The organism is Roseateles puraquae (assembly GCF_002205845.1).
Lineage (GTDB): Bacteria > Pseudomonadota > Gammaproteobacteria > Burkholderiales > Burkholderiaceae_C > Pelomonas > Pelomonas puraquae.
On sequence record NZ_NISI01000001.1, the window covers coordinates 964628 to 984702 of the forward strand.

Here is a 20075-nt window from a genome sequence, read left to right on the forward strand (position 1 = left end):
GAACCCATGCCTGCGCCCTCGGCCATGACCGCCCTCCGCCCCGTCCAAGCTCCCGACTTCCTCCGCACGATTCCCCGCCTGGGCCAGCCTGCCCTGCAGCATGCGTTCGCCCACCAGGGTCAGGGCTTGCGCGCCGTGGCCGCCGCCGTGCTGGCGATGTTGTCGACGGCCACATGGGCGGCCGGCGCGCTGCCCACGGGAGGGCAGGTGACAGCCGGCAGTGCCAGCATCACGCAGGCCGGGCAGACGATGACCATCACCCAGACCAGCGCCCGGCTGGCCACCGACTGGCAGCAGTTCGACATCGGCCGCGGCTACACGGTGCAGTTCGTGCAGCCGTCGCGCAGCGCGGTGGCCTTCAACCGCGTCATCGGGCCCGATGTCTCAACGATTCAGGGTGCGCTGAAGGCCAATGGCCAGGTCTTCCTGATCAATCCCAACGGCGTGCTCTTCACCCCCACGGCGCAGGTGAACGTGGGCACCCTGGTGGCGTCGACGCTCGCGCTGAGCGCTGACGACGGCACGGGCCGCACCACCTTCACCGGTCCCACCGCCACCACCGTCACCAGCCCGGCCATCGTCAACCAGGGCAGCCTGCAGGCCGCCGAGGGCGGCGCGGTGGCGCTGATCGCAGCGCGGATCGACAACACCGGCAGCATCACGGCGACCAAGGGCCAGGTCTTGATGGGCGCAGGCAGCCGGGTGACCCTGGACCTGGGCGGGCCAGTGAAGCTCAGCGTGGACCGCGGCGCGGTCGAGACCTGGATCGCCAACGGCGGCGTGATCCGTGCGGACGGCGGCCAGGTGCTGCTGACGTCACGCGCCGCGGGCGATCTCACACGCAGCGTGATCAACCACACCGGCGTGACGCAGGCGGAGTCCCTCGCCACAGGGGAGCGCGGCGAGATCATCCTCTTCGCCCACGACGGCACCCTGCAGGCCGGCGGCAGCCTGCGCGCGCCCGGCGGCTTCGTGGAGACCTCGGGCCAGGTGCTCGCCATGCCGGCCGGTACCACGGTGACCGCGGCGCAATGGCTGGTGGACCCGGTCAACCTCAACATCGACGCCAGCCTGGCCGGCACGGTGCAAAGCGCGCTGGCCTCGGGCCATGTGACGCTGACCACCAGCGGCAACAACACGCCCAGCACCGCGGCGGGCGAGAGCGGCAGCGATGGCGACATCACCGTCAATGCCGCCATCCAGTGGAGCGCCAACACCACCCTGACGCTCAGCGCGCACCGCAACATCACCATCAACCAGGCCATCACCGCCACCGGCGCGAATGGCGGGCTGGCCCTGCAGTACGGCCAGGGCGCGGTGGCGGCCGGCAACACGGCCAGCTATGCCGTCAATGCGCCCGTCAGCCTGCGCGCCGGGCCCAACTTCAGCACCCGGCTCGGCAGCGACGGCGCGGTCACGACCTACACCGTCATCACCAGCCTGGGCAGCGCAGGCAGCACCAGCACGACCGACCTGCAGGGCATCAATGGGGGCCTGGCTGGCAACTACGCGCTGGGGGCCGACATCGACGCCAGCAGCAGCGCCAACTGGAACTTCGCCACCAGCCCGGGCGGCTCGGGCTACACCGGCTTCACGTCCCTCGGCAGCACCGCCACGCCCTTCACCGGCACCTTCGAAGGCCTGGGCCACCGGGTCGATGGGCTCTACCAGGGCTACGGGCTCTTCCACACCGGCCTGTTCGGGCAGATCGGCGCCGCAGGCGTGGTGCGAAACCTGGGCGTGACCAACATCTACGTGGCCAAGGCGGGCTACAACGACAACACCTACTTGATCCCGATCGGCGCGGTCGCGGGTGGCAACGCCGGCACGCTGCGCAACGTGTACAGCACCGGCCAACTCAACAACGGCGGGCCCGACTACAACGCCATGGGCGGCCTGGTGGGCATCAACACCGGCAGCATCGACAGCAGCACCTCGTCCGCGACCATCAGCTCCGCCAACTGGGGCACCTACGCCGGCGGCATTGCGGGCACCAACAGCGGCACCATCACCCGGGCCTATGCCACCGGCGCGCTCACGGCCAGTGGCCGCTATGTCTATCTCGGCGGCCTGGTTGGCCGCATGACCGGCGGCTCGGTCAGCAACGCCTACGCCACGAATGCGCTCACCAGCGGCGGCTTCGGCAACGGGTCGCTCAACTACGTGGGCGGCCTGATCGGCGCCATGAGCGGCGGCACGGTCACCAACACCTATGCCACCGGCCTGATCAGCACGTCGGGGGGCGGCGGGCTGGTCTACCAGCGCACGGCCGGCACCGTCAGCAACAGCTTCTGGGACACCAGCACCACCGGCCGCAGCACCTCGGCCGGCGGCACCGGCCGCACGACGACCCAGATGAAGACCGCCAGCACCTTCACCGGGGCCGGCTGGTCGAGCAGCAGCTGGGGCTTGGCGTCAGGCATCAACAGCGGCTACCCCGTGCTGGTGGCCTTCTACCCGGACGCGAGCTTCGCCACCCCGATCTACCTGCGGCTCATCTCGGGCAGCAGCGTCTACGGCAACGCCCCCACCCTGACCTACGGCCTCTACACCAGCAGCAGCGGGGGCAGCCTGGTGACCGATGCCTCGCCCGGTGGCAGCGTCATCTGGTCGGGCGCAGTGCCCTCGGCCAGCTCGGGCGCGGGCAGCTACAGCCTGAGCTACGGCAGCGGCGTCACGCTGGGCAACAGCAGCTACACGCTGCGGGCTGGCGCCGCCGCCACCTGGACGGTCACGCCCCGGCCCATCACCGTCACGGCCAATGACCTGGGCAAGGTCTACGGCGACGCCGACCCGGCGCTGACCTACGGCATCACCACCGGCAGCCTGGTGGCGGGCGACCTGCTCTACGGCAACCTGACGCGCAGCACCGGCGAGCAGGTGGGCCGCTACACCATCGACGCCGGCGGACTGTCCAACAGCAACTACCTGATCACGGCGCAGAGCGGCAGCTTCAGCATCTCGCCGCGGCCGATCACCGTCACGGCAGACAGCCTCGACAAGGTCTACGGCGCCAGCGACCCGGCCCTGAGCTACCGCATCAGCCAAGGCAGCCTCGTCGCGGGTGACAGCCTCAGCGGCACGCTCTCGCGCGCCGCCGGCGAGAACGTCGGCCACTACCTCATCGACGCGAGCAGCCTGGCCAATCCGAACTACCTCGTCACCTCACAAAACGGCACGCTGACCATCAGCCCGCGCCCGCTGACCGTCACCGTCAACGACGCCGCCAAGACCTACGGCAACGCCGACCCCGCCTGGGGCTACACCGTGAGCAGCGGCAGCCTCGTGGGCAACGACCAGCTCAGCGGCAACCTCACGCGCACCCCGGGCGAAAACGCGGGCCGCTACACCATCGATGGCAGCGCCCTGGGCAACGGCAACTACTTGGTCACGGTGCGCAACGGCACCCTGGCCATCGACCCCCGGCCCATCACCGTCACGGCCAGCGACCAGACCAAGGTGTACGGCAACGCCGACCCCGGCTTCACCTACGCCGTGACCGGCGGCAGCCTGGTCGGCACCGATCAGCTCACCGGCCGCGTGACGCGCGCTGCTGGCGAGAACGTGGGGCTCTACGTCCTGGATGCCAGCGGCTTGAGCAACCCCAACTACACCGTCACGTCACGCAACGGCAGCCTGAGCATCACGCCGCGCCCGATCACCGTGACCGCGGATGACCAGGGCAAGACCTATGGCAATGCCGACCCCGCACTCACCTACACCGTCACCACTGGCAGCCTGGTGAGCGGCGACGCACTCAGCGGCAGCCTCAAGCGCGCCCCGGGCGAGAACGTCGGTCGCTACACCATCGACGCCAGTGGCCTGGCCAACGGCAACTACCTGATCACCGCGCAGAACGGCCTGCTGACCATCCGCGAGAGCGCGGCCTACAACGCGGCCGTGGCGTCGCTGGGCAGCGCGGCAGCTGCGGTGTCGGCGGCGACGTCACCCGCCGGCACATCCAGCACAGCTGGAACAAGCCGAGGCGACCCGCCGCCCTCCACCGCCCTGCCGGGCAGCCCGCGGGGCGATGCGCTCTCGCGCGTCACGGTGCTGCGTGGCGGCATCAACCTGGGCCTCGCAACGGCACAGGCCGACGAACCGGCCGAGGCCGCGCGATGAGGGGCGCCGTCACCCTCCTGGCCAGCCTGCTGGGCTGCGCCACGGCGGCGCTCGCCCAGGCGCAGACGGCCACGCCGCCGGACACCGCCACGCCGGAGCTCCAGCAACCGCCCGCCCCGCGCCCGTCGCGTGCCGCGCCTGCACTCCGGCTGGACGCGCCGCTGCCCACGCGTGCTGCCGGCCCGGCCGGTGGCGGGCCCCAGGTCACGCTGGCGGCCGTGCAATTCAGCGGCCACAGCGTGTTCACCGAGGCTGAGTTGTTCGCGGCGCTGGGCGAAGTACGGGGCCAGGCTTTCGACCTCGCCGGGCTGCGCGGGCTGGCGGATCGCATCACGGCGCATTACCGCGCCCGGGGCTATCCCTTCGCGCGGGCGCTCATCCCTGCGCAGACGATGACCGCCGGCACGCTGCGCATCGACATCATCGAAGGCCGCTTCGGGGCGGTGCGCGCCACGGGTGACGACGCGCTGGCCACGGCCGCGCAAGCCTTTTTCGCATCCCTCGCGCCGGGTCAGGTCATCGACAGCGCCCGGCTGGAGCGCGCAGTGCTCGTGCTGGGCGACCAGCCGGGCGTGCGCGTCACGCCCGTGCTGCGCCCGGGCCAGGCCGTGGGCACCGGCGATCTGGACGTGGCCGTCGAGCGCACCGCGCCCTGGCGCGCCAGCCTGAGCCTGGACAACCACGGCAGCCGCTACACCGGCCGCGGCCGCGTCAATGCCGCGCTGGACGCCGACAGCGCCCTCACGTTGGGCGACCAGATCAGCGCGCGGCTGCAGCGCACCGAGCGCTCGCTGTGGTTCGGCCATCTTGGCTACAGCCGCCCGCTGGGTGGCTCGGGCCTGCGCGCCGAGCTCAGCGCCGCGCGCATGGCCTACACCCTGGGCCAGGAGTTCGCCACGCTGGGCGCCAGCGGCACGGCCGCTGTCACAAGCGTCGGGCTCTCGTATCCGCTGCTGCGCTCGTCCCAAGCCAACCTGTCGCTGGCGGGCAGCTGGCAGCACCGCGCGCTGCAGGACCGCCCGAGCCAGGCCGGCCAGCCGACCGACAAGACCAGCCGCAGCCTGCCGCTGACCTTGAGCTTCGATGCCCGTGACGGCTGGGGCGGTGGCGGCCTCACCTACGGCAGCCTCACCCACACGCCCGGCCGCCTGCGGCTGGACGCCACCGCCGCCGCGATGGACGCCGCCACGGCCGGCACCGCCGGCCATTACAGCAAGACCACGCTCGCCCTGGCGCGGCTGCAAGCCCTTGCGCCGGCCTGGAGCCTGCATGCGCGGGCCACCGTGCAGTGGGCCCGGCAGAACCTGGACGCGTCCGAGAAGCTGTCGCTCGGGGGCGCCAGCGGCGTGCGTGCCGCGCCCAGCGGCGACGCCAGTGGCGACCGTGGCTGGCTCACCCAATGGGAACTGCGGCACGCCCACGGCGCCTGGGCACCGTTTGCCTTCGTGGACGCCGGTGCGGTGACGGTCAATGCCCGACCCTGGCTGGGCGGGCTGCGGCAGGAACGCCGGGCGGGCGGCGGCATCGGCACGCGCTACAGCCAGGGCGGCGTGTTCTGCGAGGCGACCCTGGCCTGGCGGGACGGCCACCGCGGCGCCGACCCCCAGGCGCGCGGCCGGCAGGGCTGGGTGTCCATCGGCAGCAGCTTCTGACCCGCGCCCCGGCGCCCGGCGCGCAACGCCTTGAGCGTTGGCCGGCGCCCGCACCCGACGCGGGGTAAACCATGTGATCGGAATGAACCAGCCGAGTTATCTTATTTGAACCGCTGTTTCATTTTCTGATCTCGTGACTCTCTCCCCTGGCGCCGCCCACCGCCCCGTGTCCATCGCCGCCCTGGGCGAATGCATGCTCGAACTGCAGGGCCAGGCCTTTGGCCAGCTGCGCCAGACCTTCGGCGGCGACACCCTGAACACGGCCGTCTACCTCGCCCGCTGCGGCGGCCCGGCGCTGCGCGTGCACTACGCCACCGCGCTGGGTGACGACAGCCTGAGCGGCGGCATGCTGGAGCGCTGGGCTGCCGAAGGCCTGCAGACCGGCCTGGTGCAGCGCCTGCCGGGCCGCCTGCCCGGGCTCTACCTCATTGAGCTGGACGCGGGTGGCGAACGGCGCTTCCACTACTGGCGCGGCCAGGCCGCGGCGAGGTCGTATTTCGAGACCGCCAGCACCGCGCTGGAGGAGCAGGCCGATGCGCTGGACGCGCTCTACCTGTCAGGCATCAGCCTGGCCATCCTGCCGCCCTCGGGCCGTGAACGCGTGTTGGCGCTGATGGCGCGCATGCGCGCGGCCGGCAAGCTCGTGGCCTTCGACAACAACTACCGCCCGCGGCTGTGGGAGTCGGTGGCCGACGCTCGGTACTGGTACGGGCGCGCCTTCGCCACGGCCAGCGTGGCCCTGATCACGGCTGACGACCACCAGGCCCTGCACGGCCTGCCGTCGCTGGAAGCCGCCGTCAGCGCGGCCCAGGCGCTGTCGGTGGAGGAAGTTGCCATCAAGCGCGGCGCCCTGCCCACGCTGATCGGCGGTGACGCCGTCTGGCAGGAGGTGGCCACCGAGCCCGTGGCCCGCGTGGTGGACACCACCGCGGCGGGTGACTCCTTCGCCGCCGGCTACCTGAGCCAGCGCCTGCGGGGCGCGGCCGCGGCCGAGGCAGCCGCCTTCGGCAACCGGCTGGCTGCGCGCGTCATCCAGCATCCGGGCGCCCTCATCCCACGCGACGCCATGCAAGACCTGCTCGCCTGAACCGGACCCTCCCCATGCGCCTTCTCTGGACCCTGGCCCTGCTGGCCGGCGCCTGCCACGCGCAGGTCAACACCGCACCGCTGCATCCCGCGACCTACGTGCATGCCGGCTGGGCACAGACCACCGGCGGCCAGGGCGGCAAGATCCTGCGCGTGACGACGCTCGCGTCCGATGGCCCCGGCAGCCTCAAGGCGGCGCTGGACACGCCGGGCCCGCGCATCATCGTGTTCGAGGTGGGCGGCGTCATCGACCTCGGCGGCAAGAGCTGGCCCCTGCGCGAAGGCCGCGTCACCATCGCCGGCCAGACCGCGCCGGACCCCGGCATCACGCTGGTGAAAGGCGAGCTGGAGGTGTTCGCCAAGGACGTGATCCTGCAGCACCTCACCATCCGCCCCGGCGCCTATGGCCGGCCCAAGCGCAGCGGCAACGACCACGACGCCTTCTCCACCGGCACCGGGGCCGAGCGCGTCATCGTCGACCACTGCACCTTCTCCTGGGCGACGGACGAAAACCTCTCGGCCAGCGGCAAGCGCTTCGAGGGCGCCACACCCGACGACTGGCGCGCCGCGACCTCGCATGCCATCACCTTCAGCCACAACCTCGTCTACGAGGGCCTCGGCGAGGCGGTGCACCTGAAGGGCGAGCACAGCAAGGGCTCGCTGATCCACGACAACGTCACGCAAGTGCTGCTGCTGGGCAACGTCTACGCCTCCAACCGCGAGCGCAACGCGCTCTTCAAGGGCGGCGTGTGGGGTGCCATGGTCAACAACCTGATCTACAACCCCGGCTGGCGGGCGGTGCACTACAACCTGATCGCCCACGAATGGCTGGGCCGCCCCTACCAGACCGGCAAGATCACGCTGGCCGGCAACGTCTACCGCGCCGGGCCCGGCACCGAGCGCAACCTGCCGCTGTTCACGCTGGGCGGCGTGGGCGATGTGCAGCTTTTCGAGCAGGACAACCTCGCGCTGGACCGCCAGGGCAACCCGCTGCCGCTCACGGGCCGCTACACCAGCAGCCCGGCGCAGATCATCCCGGCGCGTGACCCCTACCTGCCGCCCGGCCTGAGCTGGCTGGCGCCGCGCGACGTGGAGCGGCTGCTGCCGCTGTATGCCGGCGCACGGCCCTGGGCGCGCGACCCGCTGGACTTCAAGCAGCTCTCCGACATCGCCGAAGACCGCGGCCAGCTCATCAACGACGAGACCGAGAACAACCCCGAAGGCCTGCCGCGCCGCAAGGCCACGCAGCGCGCCTTCGTCGAGGCCGACTGGAACCTGGCCGACATGAGCCCCAAGGCCGGCTGGATGTCGCTCTTCACGCAAGTCTCGAAATGAGCCTGGCCCGCCGGCACCTGCTCGCCTTCGCGGGCGCACTGAGCCTGCCGGCCTCGGCACGGGCAGCCGCCGACTGTGCTGCGGCGCCCGGCCTGCCCTATTTGCCGCCCTGCACCCCCTGGCCGCAGGGCATCGAAGGGCAGCGCAAGGCCGACATGGGCGACGGCCGCTACCTCAACCCCGTGTTGTCGGGCGACCGGCCGGACCCGACGGTGCTGAAGGACGGTGACGACTACTACCTCACCCACTCCAGCTTCGAAGCGGTGCCCGGCCTGCTCATCTGGCGTTCGCGCGACCTCGTCAACTGGCAACCCATCGGCCCCGCCCTGCATGAGGCCGTGGGCAGCGTCTGGGCACCCGACCTGTGCAAGCACCAAGGCCGCTACTTCCTCTACCTGCCGGTGAAGGCGTCGCCCAACGACATCCTGGTGAGCTGGGCCGAGCGCATCGAGGGCCCGTGGTCCACACCGCAGCCGCTGGGCCTGCCGCGCCATATCGACCCGACCCATGTGGTCGACGACAACGGCGAGCGCTGGCTCTTCCTGTCGGGCGGCGACCGGGTGCGGCTGAGCGCTGACGGCCTGCGCGTGGCCGGCCCGATCGAGCATGTCTACGACCCCTGGCGCTACCCGGACGACTGGGACGTCGAGAGCTTCTCGCCCGAGGGCCCGAAGATGCTGCGCCACGGCGGCTGGTGGCACATGCTGCTGGCGGTGGGCGGCACCGCCGGCCCGCCGACCGGGCATATGGTGATCGCCGCGCGCAGCCGCAGCCTTGCCGGCCCCTGGGAGCAGGCGCCGCACAACCCGCTGATGCGCACCCGCTCCACCCGCGAGCGCTGGTGGTCCCGCGGCCACGGCAGCCTGGTGCAGGGGCCGGCCGGTGACTGGTGGATGCTGTATCACGGCTACGAGAACAGCTTTCACACGCTTGGGCGGCAGATGCTGCTCGTGCCGGCGCGCTTCGGCAGCGACGGCTGGTTCCATGTCGACGCCGACGACGGCGCGCCGCTCCCCAAGCCCCGCGGCGGCCAGGCGCTGCCGCACGGGCAGCCGCTGTCCGACGCCTTCGACGGCGCGACGCTCAAGCCCCACTGGCAGTTCCTGAGCGGCAGCGGGCAGCGCGGCCGGGTGCGTGTGGCCGACGGGCAACTGCATCTGCTCGCCACGGGCGCCAAGGGGCCTGGCGACAGCCCGCCGCTGGGGTTCATCCAGGGCGACCCGGCCTTCGAGCTCACGCTGGACCTGGCCATCGACGATGGCGTGCAGGCCGGCCTCGTGATGTTCTACAGCCCGCGGCTGTACGCCGGCATGGGCGTGAACGCCAGCAGCTTGCAGCTGCACCGCTACGGCCAGGACATCCGCACCGTGCCCAAGCCCGCCGGCATCGGCACCCGGATGCAGCTGAGGCTGCGCTGCGTGCGGCACGTGCTCACCCTGTTCAGCCGGGCAGACGCGAGCCAGCCCTGGGCCAAGTTCCCGGTGCAGATGGACGTGTCCGGCTACCACCACAACACGGCAGGCGGCTTCGCCAGCCTGCGCCCGGCCGTCTATGCGGCGGGCCGCGGCGAAGCCCGCTTCTCGAACCTGCGCTATCGCGCCCTCGACTAGGAGACATGCATGAAACCTCTGCTCGCCCTCGCGGCCTTGCTGGCCCTGCCCACGGCGCAAGCCCTGGAGCTGAAGTCCGCTGACGTGCACAACAGCGACGACTACCCCACCGTGGTCGCCGTGAAGCATCTCGGCCAGGTGCTTGCCAAGAGCAGCGGCGGCACGCTCAAGGTCAAGGTGTTCAACAAGGGTGCACTGGGCAGCGAGAAGGAGACGGTCGACCAGGTCAAGCTCGGCGCACTGGCCATGACGCGCGTCAACCTCGGGCAGCTCACGGCCATGTGCCCCAAGACGCTGGTGCCTGCCCTGCCCTTCCTGTTCCGCGACACCGCCCACATGCGCCGCGCCTTCGACGGCGCCCCCGGCGCCGAGATCCTGAAGGCCTGCGAGCACCAGGGCATGGTGGGCCTGGCGCTGTACGACTCCGGCGCCCGCTCCATCTATGCCCGCAAGCCGGTCAAGACGCTGGCCGACATGAAGGGCCTGAAGATCCGCGTGCAGCAGACCGACCTCTGGGTGGCCGCGATGAACGCGCTGGGCGCCAATCCGTCGCCCATGCCCATCGGCGAGGTCTACACCGGCCTGAAGACGAGCCTGATCGACGCCGCCGAGAACAACGTGCCCAGCTACGAGGGCTTCCGCCATTTCGAGGCGGCCAAGTTCTACAGCCGCACCGAGCATGCGATGACGCCTGACGCGCTGTTCATCAGCAAGAAGGTCTGGGACAAGCTCAAGCCCGAGCAGCAGGCGCAGCTGCGCGAGGCCGCCAAGGCCTCGGTGGTGGTGCAGCGCGAGCGCTGGGACGCGCAGGAAGCCAAGTCCCTGGCGACGGTCAAGGCGGCTGGCGCCGAGATCGTCCAGCCCAACCGCGAGGCCTTCCGCCAGGCGGTGCAGCCGGTGCTGGCCAAGTTCGTCAACACGCCGGAACTGCAGGCACTGGTCAAGTCCATCCAGGACACGAAATGAACGCCTACACCCGTTTCTGCGCGGCGCTGTCGCGCTGGTCGCTGCGCGCCGCCGTGCTGGGCCTGGTCACGCTCGTGATCTGCGTGCAATGGCAGGTGCTCGGCCGCTATCTGCTGAACGACTCTCCCACCTGGACCGAGCCCGTGGCCCTGCTGCTGGTGCTCTACATCACCGCGCTGGCCGTGGCCGTGGGCGTGCGCGATGCCGGGCACCTGGGCATGGAGTCCATCGTCGCGCTGCTGCCGCGCGCAGCCCAGCGCGTGGCCGAGGCGCTCATCCACCTGTGCGTGATGGCCTTTGCAGTTCTGCTGGGCATGGCGGGCTGGGAATGGCTCTCGCTGAAGTGGGACGAGCCCAAGCCCATGCTCGGCGTGCCCGAAGGGCTGGACTACCTGCCGTTGGTGATTGCCGGCGTGCTCATCGTGCTGGTCTGCATCGAGCACCTCATTGCACTGTGGCGGGACACGCCGGTGCAAGAAGCCGGGGTTTGACATGCGCTGGCTTGATGCCCACCCACTGAACAACACAGCCCCGGAGGCCCAGAGACGCGGAGGAAACCGATGTTCTCTGTGTCTCTGTGCCTCTGTGGCGTTTTTGAATTTGAGGAGCGCCTGAGCAATGGAAGGCATGGAACTTTGGGTCATGTGCGGCAGCTTCGTGCTGCTGCTGTTGCTGGGCGTGCCGGTCGCCTTTGCCATCGGGCTGTCGTCGGTGGCCACGGCGTTCGCGGCCGACCTGCCGATGGCCATCGTCTTTCAGAAGATGGTGGGCGGCATGCAGGTGTTCAGCTTCCTGGCCATCCCGTTCTTCATCTTTGCGGGCGAGTTGATGCTGCACGGCGGCATCGCGGAGCGCATCGTGGTGTTCGCCAACCGGCTGGTGGGCCACGTGCGCGGCGGGCTGGGCATGAGCAACGTGGTCGGCTGCACGCTGTTCGGTGGCGTGGCGGGTTCGCCGCTGGCCGACGTGTCGGCCATGGGCTCGGTGATGATCCCGCTGATGAAGCGCCAGGGCTATGACGCCGACTACGCGGTCAACGTCACCACCCACGCCGCGCTGGTCGGCGCGCTGATGCCCACCTCGCACAACCTCATCATCTACGTGCTGGCCACCGCCGGCATCGCGGCGGTGAGCGTGTTCAACCTCATCCTGGCTGCGCTGCTGCCGGCGGTGCTGTTGACCGTGGCCAACCTGGTGGCGGCGTATGGCGTGGCGGTCAAGCGCGGCTACCCGACGAATGGCGCCTTCCCGGGCTGGGGCGCGGTGTTCTCGGCTTTCGTCGCTGCGCTGCCAGGCCTGCTGGTCATCGTCATCATCCTGGGCGGCATCCTGAGCGGCGTGTTCACGGCCACCGAGTCGGCCGCCACGGCCGTGTGCTGGGCGCTGATCGTCACGGGCGTGGCCTACAAGTCGCTGTCCTGGCGGGGCTTCCTGGCCGCCTGTGCCAAGGCCTGCAAGACGACCGGCGTGGTGCTGCTGCTGATCGGCATCTCGTCGGCCTTCGGCTACTTCATGGCGCTGTACGAGGTGCCGCAGAAGACGGGCGAATGGCTGGAGCAGATGAGCGGCAACCAGGCCTGGCTGATCTTCCTGTGGGTGAACGTGCTGCTCTTCCTGCTCGGCACCTTCCTGGACATGGCCGCCACCATCCTGATCTGCACGCCGATCTTCCTGCCCATCTGCATGAAGGCCGGCATGGACCCCACGCAGTTCGGCATCGTGATGCTGCTGAACTGCGCCCTCGGCCTGAACACGCCGCCGGTGGGCAGCACGCAGTTCGTGGGCTGCGCGATCGGCGGGGTCAGCGTGGGCCAGGTGATGCGCTCCATCGCGCCGTTCTATGGCGCGCTGCTCGCCACGCTGCTGGCGGTGACCTACATCCCGGCGCTGTCGTTGGCGCTGCCGCGTTGGATCGGCGGCTGACGTCCGGCTCAGGTGCTGGCGCCCGGGTAGCGGGCCAGCACCCGCTGCCATTCCGGCCGCTGGCGCGCACGCTGGATGGCCTGGTTGAGTCGCTTCACCAGGTCGGGCCGCAGCTGCAGCACATGCCGGCTGACGAAAAGGTGCACCGGGCTCACGGCCAGCTCCAGCACCACCTTCAGCGGCTCACCGGCCTGACGCTCGGCACGCTGCATCAGCGTGGTGGGGTCGTCGATGACGTAGTCCACCCGGTGACCGCGCAGGGCCGACAGCGTCAGGTCGTTGGCGTACAGCGGCACCATCAGGCTGGCCAGCTCCGGGTCTTCCAGGGCCTGGCGCACCGACGCCGGAAAGGTGACGCCGCGGATGAAGCCGATGCGCAGGTTGCGGCCTTTGAGGTCCGCCAGGCGCCGCACCGGCGCCGACTCGGGGCCGAGCGCGATGAGTGCCACCCGCTCCTGCCGGTAGGGCAGCGTGAACTCACCCAGCGCCAGGCGCTCCGGAGACGGCGTGGCCGAGCCCATCAGGTCGAGTTCGCCCTGGCTGATGTCGGGCACCTGACGCGCCCATGGGCGGCGCGACCACGACAGCTTCTCGCCCGCCTCCTGGGCAATCAGTTCGATCAACTCGACATCCAGCCCCTGCGGCTGCCCGTTCTCGCCCCGCACCTGGAAGGGCGGGTAGTCGCTCCAGGCTATGCGCAGAGCCGGCAGCCCCTGCGCCCGCGCCAGCACAGCCGGGCAAAGCAAGGCAAACAGGCAGGCATGGCGACGATCAACAATCACCCGCGCACTGTCTCACAGCGCCTTTGCGCAGCCACTCCAGACTGACCATGACACGCCTCGGCCGCCGCCAACTGATCACTGCCCTGGGCGCTTCAGCCTGGGTGGGCCTGGGCCGCACCGAGCCGCTGGACGAGACCCTCGCCGCCCTGCTGCGCCGCTACCAGCCGCGCCAGGCCTGGCGCGCCGACGGGGCCTGGCGCCCCCAGGCCCTGGCCACCGCGCAGCGGCTGATGCTGCGGCCCGGGGATGACGGCAGCGCCTTCGCGACGGAGGTGCTGGCCGAGCAGGACCGGGGCGACCACCGCATACAACACCTGCAGCTGCGCGGCGCGCTCGGCGACCGCGTGCCCGCCCTCTTCCTGCAGCCCAAGGGCCCCGGGCCCCACCCTGCCGTGCTGGCCCTGCACGACCATGGCGCGCGCTTTGACATTGGCAAGGAGAAGCTGGTGCGGCCACTGGCCGCCAGCCCCGCCGCCGAGGCCTGGGCGCAGCGCTACTTCGACGGCCGCTTCGTGGGCGAGGCGCTGGTGCAGGCCGGCTTCGCCGTGCTGGCCATCGACGCCCTGGGCTGGGGCGAACGCAGCCGTCCGGGCCTGGCCCGCGACGACCAGCAGGCGCTGGCCAACCACCTGATGCAGCTCGGCCACAGCTGGGCTGGCGTGATCGCGAGCGACGACCTGCGCGCCCACCGCTGGCTGCGCGAGCAGCCGGGCATCGCCCCGCGGCGCGTGGCGGTGCTGGGGTTCTCGATGGGGGCCTTCCGCGCCTGGCAGCTGGCCGCCGTCTGCAGCGAGGTGTCGGCCTGCGTGGCCGCCCACTGGATGTGCACCCGCGCGGGTCTGCTGCGCCCGGGCGAGCACACCCTGGTGGGCCAGTCGGCCTTCAGCATGGCCCATCCGGGCCTGGCGGCCGAACTCGACCACCCGGACGTGGCGGCGCTCATCGCGCCGCGCCCGCTGTTGCTGATGGGCTCCCCCGAGGACCGCCTGTTCCCCTGGGACGCCGTCCAGCAGGCCTGGGCGCGGCTGGCGCCGGCGTGGGAACCCGGCGGGGGCTTGCGCACACTCAGTCTGCCGGGGGGACACCGCTTTGGCCTGGACGCCCAGCAGGCCGCCACGGCCTGGCTGGCCATGCAGGCGACCGCCTGACATCCCCAGATGCACGATGGCGTGGCGCCCCAACCCGCGCCACACTTGCGCCATCGCCGGACTGACGCCTGCCATGAACGAACTCCTCGCCGCCTACCGCTACACCACCAACAACCATGCCCAGATCGAGGGCAGCAAACTGTGCGGTTGCTGCCACTGCGTGCGGCTGTTCAAGCCCGAGGAAATCGTTGGCTGGACGGGCCTGACCGTGGAGAACATCGACGACCCCCAGGCCATTGCCGCGCAGACCGCGATGTGCCCCTACTGCGGCAGCGAGGCGGTGCTCGGCGACGGCTGCGGATTCCCGATCAACGGCCATTTCCTGGCGCGCATGAACGAGGCCTGGTACCAGGCCACACTCATCCGGCGCCCACCCAAGAAGCCGGCCAACGCGACCGGCGCCTGAGCCAAGGCCTCAGGGCTGCAGCGTCTGGGCTGCGGCCAGCTCGGGCTTGAGGCGAACCAACCCGTCCAGCACCTGGCCTGAGAACAGGGCTGCGCCCTTGGGGCCGAGGTGGGTGCGGTCAAACCGCGGTGGCGCTTCGGCCAGGGTGTCGGCCCCGGCCTGGCCCATCGCAGCCACCGCCGCATGGCTGATGGCATTCAGGTCCAGCACCGGCACGCCCTGCTCGGCGCCGACCTTCAGGATGGCCTCGGCCCAGGGGCGCAGGTCGTTGGGCAGCTCCCCGTCCTTGAAGGTCCGGCGGGTCAGCGGGGTGATCAGCACGACTTCGGCACCCGCGGCGCGCACTTCCTTCACATAGCCGGCCATGTTGGGGCCGAACTCGGTGGCGAGGTCCGTCGAGCGGCCCGGCTTGCCGGGCTGGTCGTTGTGGCCGAACTGGATCAGCACCAGGGTCTTCTGCCGGCTGGTGCCTTCGTTGAGCAAGGCCATCACCGTGGACCACAGGCCCTCGGCGCGAAAACTCATGCTGGAGCGCCCGCCGCGGGCCAGGTTCAAGCAGGCCACCTGCTGCAGGCGCGCACACAAGGCATTGCCGTAGCCGCTGCGCGGCGCCATGGTGGAGTCGCCCACGAGGATGACGCGCGGGCCAGTGGCCACGTTGGCGGTGGTCTCGCCGCGCGGGGCGGAGGCCGCCGGCGACTGTGCGTGCGCAACGCTCGCGCAAGCGGCGGTCAGAAGGATCAGTGCAAGCCGTCGTTTCATGGTCAGGTCGCAGGCAGGGCCGGCCAGCCGGCCTTGGGGCTCATGTCGTCCAGATGCCAGTCGTCGGGCTGGAAAGCCCGCTGGCGGGGCGCGTGGCGCGGGTAGCCGAGGGGATTCTCGACCTCGCTGTCGATGATGCGGCCCGCGCCGCGGGCCATCTCGGCCAGCACGCGCGCGTCCAGCGGGTCACGTGCCCAGGGCCGGGCGCCGACGAAGACCGGCAGCTCGCGCGACAGCACGGCCGCCGGCCGCAGCGGCGGCAGCTGGGGCGGCAGCTCTGGCTGGGCGGCCACGATCAGCTTCGCGGTGGTGGTGGCATGGCGGCCGAGCAGCGGCACCGGCGCACCGTGCGCATCCTGGGCGAGGTTGTCGGCCAGATAGAGCTCCAGGTCGCCCTGCCCGAGCAACATGAAGAACGGCGTGCCCGCCACCGTGCTGGGGCCGTGGCGCAGCGAATTGCCCACCAGCGCCAGCCGGCCCACCTGGTAGGGCTGCGCCTCCCATTCGTTGGCCAGCAGGTTGTAGTGCACCGCGCGGTCGCCGGGGTTGAAGATGTGGTTGTTGACCATCGCCCCCTGTGCCCCACCCTTGAACAGCGCGTTGCGCTGCCGGTTGGAGATGTACAGGTTGGCGTAGAGCAGCACGCCGGTGGTGTTGTCGTGGATGAGGCTGCCCTTGCTGTGCTCGCCCTTGGCATGCACCGAGTTGCTCAGGCCCTCGTAGATGAGGTTGTGGCTGTAGGTGATGCGATGCGAGGTGGCCTCGCGCCACTGCTCCACCGTCTTGCCCTGGAAGCGCGGGCCACTGGCCGAGAGGTTCTCGTCGGTGGCCCAGGAGAAGCTGCAGTGGTCCACGATGACGTCGTGCGCGCCACCGACGGTCGAGATGCCGTCCTGGTCGCCGCCACTCTTCTTGGGCCGGCCGAACTCACCCGGGCGAAAGCTCAGGTGCTGCAGGATCACATCGTGCGTGGCGATGGTCGTCTCGGCCTTGATGACGGTGATGCCGGGGTCCGGCGCGGTCTGGCCGGCCACGGTGACGAAGGGCTCGGTGATCTTCAGCGGCTGGCCGCCCATGTCGATGACGCCTCCCACCTCGAACACGATGACGCGCGGCCCGCTGGCCGCCAGCGCCGCCTGCAGGCTGCCGGGGCCGCTGGCGGCCAGCGTCGTCACCTTCAGCAGGCGCCCGCCGCGGCCGCCCTGGGTGCTGGTCCAGCCGCGGGTAACGATGCCCAGGGGCCGCTCGGCCGGGCGGTCACCCGCCTGCGCCAAGGCCGGTGCCCAGGCTGCCAGGCCCAGGCTGCCACCCGCGGCCAGCAGGCCACGGCGGCGCAAGTGTGCCGAGATCGTCATGCTCAGAAGGTGTAGTCGGCGGTCAGCTTGTAGGCCCGGCCCAGCACATCCGCCAGGCTCGTGATGTAGCCGGTGTAGATCGTGTTGGACGTGATCGGCGGGTTGGCGTTGGTGAAGTTGTTGACCGCCAGGCTGAGCTTCAGGCCCTTGAAGCCGCTGTAGGCCACACTGGCACCGTACTGGCTGTAGGGGCTCACCTGCGTGATCGACGAGCCCGCGCGCGGCGTCAGGTCGGTCAGCCCGGTGTTGTAGCGCACCGAAACCAGCCCCGACCACGGCCCGTTGCGCAGGCCGATCGACGCAGTGTGCTTCCAGCGCGGGTTGATCTGCGGCATGCCGGCCAGGCCGGAGTTGACACCTGCGCCGCCGTAGCGCGCATCGTTGGTGATGACGCCGACGTTGCTCAGCATCTCGCCCCCCTTCTCGGCACTGAAGCGGTAGCTCTCGTAATAGGTGCCTTCGAGCTGGAAGGTGGCCTGGCCGATGGGCGTGGCCACGCGGTAGAGCGCGACAGGTCCAGCCCGCGGATGCTGGTGTCGCCCCGGTTGGCCTGGCTGGCCACGATGTAGTCGATGGTGCCGTCCGCCTTGCGCACGATGTTCTGCACGTACTTGGCGGGCTGCTGCTGCACCTCGGCGATGGCGACCGCGCCCAGCATGTCGGTCAGCCTGATGCCCCAGTAGTCGGCCGTCATCAGCAGGCCCTTGGTGGGCTCCAGCGCCAGGCCTACGGTCCAGCCCTTGGACTTCTCGGGCTTCAGGAAGCTGTTGTCGGGTGACTTGGTCCAGTAGTTGGTCTGCACGTTGCAGACCTGGTCGCGCGTGTAGCCATTGACCGGGTTGCCGGTGTTGGCCACGGTAGGCGTGGCACTGGGGCACAGCACCGGGTCGTCCATCAGCTGGCTGCGCACCTCGGGCGTGGGGTTCTGGATGTCCATGATGGACGGCGCCCGGAAGCCCGTGTTGGCCGAGCCACGCAGCACCAGCTGGTCCAGCGCCTGGTAGCGCACCGACAGCTTGGGGTTGACGGTGGTGGTCTTGAGGTCGTTGTAAGTGTCAGAGCGCACCGCGGCATTGAGGCTCCACCGGCGGGTCACCGGCGCGTCCACCTCGATGACGGCGGACTTGATATCACGGCTGAGGTCGCGCGCCACGCCGGTCGGCGTCTCGCCCACGAGGTCGTGCTTGGTGACGTTGCCGAAGGCATCGATCAAGTATTTGCCGTTGGCGTCCTTGGCCACGTAATCCAGCGGCGCGGCATCGACCTTGGCCGAATCGCGGCGCAGCTCGCCGCTGACCGCCAGCACCAGCGGGCCGCCCGAGAGCTCCATGAGCGTGCGCGTCAGCGTGGCGTCGACGCTGCGGTTGTAAGCATGGTTGACGCGGTAGGTGTAGTCGCTCGCCTCGATGCTCTTCAGGTAGGCCAGGCCTTCGGCGTCCTGCAGGCCGAAGGGGTTGAGGATGCCCTTGGTGAAGCCCTCCTGTGCCTTGGAGTACAGGATGTAGCCGCCACCGGCACGGGTGTCGCGCAACGACTTGCCGTAGTTCAGGCCCACGCGGTAGTCGAAGCCCGCCACCGTGCCTTCGGCGCTGAGCACCAGGCGGTCGTTGGTCTGCTCGTCATTGCGATAGGCCGAGCCCAGCTCGGCCGGGCCCCAGACGAAATAGATCGTCCGGTTGTTCATGTTGAGGTCGCTGACCGTGCCGGGCGTCTTGGTGGCGTCGATGTACATGGCCGGCGAATTGCTGCCGGTGTTGCTGCCCACCACCTTGACCGCCGGCGTGATGCCCTTGCCGGGGTAGTACTTGCTGGTGGCCGGCATGCTGTAGGTGGTGGCCGGCGCGGTGCTGCCGGGCGTCTGCATGCCGCGGAACTTCTGCACGTTGAAGGTCGAGTGCAGGCCTTCCAGGCTCAGGCTGTGCGCGTTGTTGATGCGCCAGCTCAGCTTGGCGAAGACGTTGGTGATCTTGCTGCCGTCGGTCACCGCGTCGTAGTAGTTCGGGTTGCGGTAGCAGCCGGCGTTCGTGTAGGTGGGCGTGGCCGCGACGCTGCCTGCGCCCAGCGTGGGCAGCGAATACGGCGCTGCGCAGCCCGCGGCGAAGGCTGGGTTGTAGTTGGAGTTCGCGCTGGTGCTGAAACCGAAGTTGGCCGTGGGGCTGGGGTTCTTGTTGTCCGGCAGCAGGCCCAGGCCCATGGCCGACAGCACCGAGTAGTCGTACAGCTCGGGGCGGTCGATCTTGAACAGGGCCGACTTGCGCTGGTGGTCCAGCGACACATAGGCGTTCCAGCCGTCGGTGCCGATGTCGCCCACGCCCAGGATGGCGCCGATGGCCTTGGTCTCGCCACCGCCCGAGTGCTCGGGCTGGTTCCACTCGACCTTGAGCCGCCGGCCCTTGTAGGTGTTGTAGGTCCAGAAGTTCTGCACGCCGCCGATCGCGTCGGAGCCGTAGATGGACGAGGCGCCGTCGCGCAGCGTCTCGGCCCGGTCCAGCGCCATGCGCGGGATGACGTTGACCGACACGTACTGATCCTGCAGCGGCTCGTTGGCCATGCGGCGGCCATTGAGCAGCGTCAGCGTGCGCATCGCACCGAGCCCGCGCAGGTTCAGCATCGGGCCGGCAGCACCGCTGTTGGTGCCCAGGGACAAGGACTGGGGCATCTCCAGCACCAGATCCTTGAGCTCGGTGTGGCCGCGCGCTTCCAGGTCTTCGGACTTGACGACGGACACCGGCAGCGCGGTCTCGCCGGCCAGCCGCTTGATGGATGACCCCGTGATCTGGATGCGCTCCAGCGCCTGCGGTGCATCGCTGGTTTGCGCTTGTGCTGCGCCGATGAGGCTGAGCGCGGCCGCGGCGCACAGGTTCAGGCGCCGGGCGGCCTGCGGAATCCTGGAAGTCATGTCGTCTCCTGTTCTTGATTTTTCAGGCG

Annotated in this window: 15 protein-coding genes; 10 read left to right on the forward strand and 5 right to left on the reverse strand. The window is 70.3% G+C overall.

Annotated elements, in window-relative coordinates:
• Nucleotides 1-24 precede the first annotated feature (24 nt).
• From CDO81_RS04395 to CDO81_RS04430, 8 genes are all read left to right on the forward strand, one after another.
• Nucleotides 25-4122, forward strand: coding sequence for an MBG domain-containing protein (locus CDO81_RS04395; RefSeq protein ID WP_158218159.1), 4098 nt, complete (start codon nt 25-27; stop codon nt 4120-4122).
• Nucleotides 4119-5774, forward strand: a complete 1656-nt coding sequence (locus CDO81_RS04400) for a ShlB/FhaC/HecB family hemolysin secretion/activation protein (protein ID WP_088481905.1) — start codon at nt 4119-4121, stop codon at nt 5772-5774. Before CDO81_RS04395 ends, CDO81_RS04400 begins: the two co-directional genes overlap by 4 nt.
• Before the next feature lie 133 nt (nt 5775-5907).
• Nucleotides 5908-6861, forward strand: coding sequence for a sugar kinase (locus tag CDO81_RS04405; protein ID WP_241516836.1), 954 nt, complete (start codon nt 5908-5910; stop codon nt 6859-6861).
• A gap of 14 nt (nt 6862-6875) precedes the next feature.
• A complete protein-coding gene (locus CDO81_RS04410) occupies nt 6876-8195 on the forward strand; it encodes a pectate lyase family protein (RefSeq protein ID WP_088481906.1) in 1320 nt (439 codons plus the stop codon).
• The gene (locus tag CDO81_RS04415; protein ID WP_088481907.1) at nt 8192-9805 is read left to right on the forward strand and encodes a family 43 glycosylhydrolase; all 1614 of its coding nucleotides are present in this window, start codon (nt 8192-8194) and stop codon (nt 9803-9805) included. Before CDO81_RS04410 ends, CDO81_RS04415 begins: the two co-directional genes overlap by 4 nt.
• A gap of 9 nt (nt 9806-9814) precedes the next feature.
• A complete protein-coding gene (locus CDO81_RS04420; protein WP_088481908.1) occupies nt 9815-10771 on the forward strand; it encodes a TRAP transporter substrate-binding protein in 957 nt (318 codons plus the stop codon).
• The gene (locus CDO81_RS04425) at nt 10768-11262 is read left to right on the forward strand and encodes a TRAP transporter small permease (RefSeq protein WP_088481909.1); all 495 of its coding nucleotides are present in this window, start codon (nt 10768-10770) and stop codon (nt 11260-11262) included. Before CDO81_RS04420 ends, CDO81_RS04425 begins: the two co-directional genes overlap by 4 nt.
• 136 nt (nt 11263-11398) lie before the next feature.
• Nucleotides 11399-12694, forward strand: a complete 1296-nt coding sequence (locus CDO81_RS04430; RefSeq protein ID WP_088482439.1) for a TRAP transporter large permease — start codon at nt 11399-11401, stop codon at nt 12692-12694.
• Between the two features lie 8 nt (nt 12695-12702).
• On the opposite strand, the gene CDO81_RS04435 is transcribed toward CDO81_RS04430, so the two are convergent.
• On the reverse strand, nt 12703-13476 hold the full coding sequence (locus CDO81_RS04435) for a substrate-binding periplasmic protein (RefSeq protein WP_088481910.1): 774 nt from the start codon (nt 13474-13476) through the stop codon (nt 12703-12705).
• 47 nt (nt 13477-13523) lie between these two features.
• Between CDO81_RS04435 and CDO81_RS04440 the strand changes: the two genes are divergently transcribed.
• Both CDO81_RS04440 and CDO81_RS04445 read left to right on the forward strand, forming a co-directional pair.
• Entirely contained in the window at nt 13524-14624 is a 1101-nt protein-coding gene (locus CDO81_RS04440; RefSeq protein ID WP_088481911.1) for a dienelactone hydrolase family protein, read from the forward strand.
• Between the two features lie 73 nt (nt 14625-14697).
• Complete coding sequence (locus tag CDO81_RS04445) at nt 14698-15030, forward strand: hypothetical protein (protein ID WP_088481912.1); 333 nt, start codon at nt 14698-14700, stop codon at nt 15028-15030.
• A 9-nt stretch (nt 15031-15039) separates the two neighbouring features.
• On the opposite strand, the gene CDO81_RS04450 is transcribed toward CDO81_RS04445, so the two are convergent.
• From CDO81_RS04450 to CDO81_RS04465, 4 genes are read right to left on the reverse strand one after another with little or no spacing between them, the layout of a single operon-like run.
• Nucleotides 15040-15792 carry a rhamnogalacturonan acetylesterase gene (locus tag CDO81_RS04450; protein WP_088481913.1) on the reverse strand — a complete coding sequence of 251 codons (753 nt, stop codon included), beginning with the start codon at nt 15790-15792 and terminating at the stop codon, nt 15040-15042.
• 2 nt (nt 15793-15794) lie between these two features.
• Entirely contained in the window at nt 15795-17147 is a 1353-nt protein-coding gene (locus CDO81_RS04455) for a pectate lyase family protein (RefSeq protein ID WP_088481914.1), read from the reverse strand.
• Nucleotides 17148-17149: 2 nt separating this feature from the next.
• Entirely contained in the window at nt 17150-17644 is a 495-nt protein-coding gene (locus CDO81_RS29075; RefSeq protein ID WP_088481915.1) for a TonB-dependent receptor, read from the reverse strand.
• The gene (locus CDO81_RS04465; protein WP_088481916.1) at nt 17551-20046 is read right to left on the reverse strand and encodes a TonB-dependent receptor plug domain-containing protein; all 2496 of its coding nucleotides are present in this window, start codon (nt 20044-20046) and stop codon (nt 17551-17553) included. The genes CDO81_RS29075 and CDO81_RS04465 overlap by 94 nt, the downstream gene beginning before the upstream one ends.
• Nucleotides 20047-20075 lie beyond the last annotated feature (29 nt).

Bases quoted from the DNA above. Each gene is read 5' to 3' on its own strand.
- CDO81_RS04395 (WP_158218159.1), top strand. From the start codon at position 25: ATGACCGCCCTCCGCCCCGTCCAAGCTCCCGACTTCCTCCGCACGATT.
- CDO81_RS04400 (WP_088481905.1), top strand. From the start codon at position 4,119: ATGAGGGGCGCCGTCACCCTCCTGGCCAGCCTGCTGGGCTGCGCCACG.
- CDO81_RS04410 (WP_088481906.1), top strand. From the start codon at position 6,876: ATGCGCCTTCTCTGGACCCTGGCCCTGCTGGCCGGCGCCTGCCACGCG.
- CDO81_RS04415 (WP_088481907.1), top strand. From the start codon at position 8,192: ATGAGCCTGGCCCGCCGGCACCTGCTCGCCTTCGCGGGCGCACTGAGC.
- CDO81_RS04420 (WP_088481908.1), top strand. From the start codon at position 9,815: ATGAAACCTCTGCTCGCCCTCGCGGCCTTGCTGGCCCTGCCCACGGCG.
- CDO81_RS04425 (WP_088481909.1), top strand. From the start codon at position 10,768: ATGAACGCCTACACCCGTTTCTGCGCGGCGCTGTCGCGCTGGTCGCTG.
- CDO81_RS04430 (WP_088482439.1), top strand. From the start codon at position 11,399: ATGGAACTTTGGGTCATGTGCGGCAGCTTCGTGCTGCTGCTGTTGCTG.
- CDO81_RS04440 (WP_088481911.1), top strand. From the start codon at position 13,524: ATGACACGCCTCGGCCGCCGCCAACTGATCACTGCCCTGGGCGCTTCA.
- CDO81_RS04445 (WP_088481912.1), top strand. From the start codon at position 14,698: ATGAACGAACTCCTCGCCGCCTACCGCTACACCACCAACAACCATGCC.
- CDO81_RS04450 (WP_088481913.1), bottom strand. From the start codon at position 15,792: ATGAAACGACGGCTTGCACTGATCCTTCTGACCGCCGCTTGCGCGAGC.
- CDO81_RS04455 (WP_088481914.1), bottom strand. From the start codon at position 17,147: ATGACGATCTCGGCACACTTGCGCCGCCGTGGCCTGCTGGCCGCGGGT.
- CDO81_RS04465 (WP_088481916.1), bottom strand. From the start codon at position 20,046: ATGACTTCCAGGATTCCGCAGGCCGCCCGGCGCCTGAACCTGTGCGCC.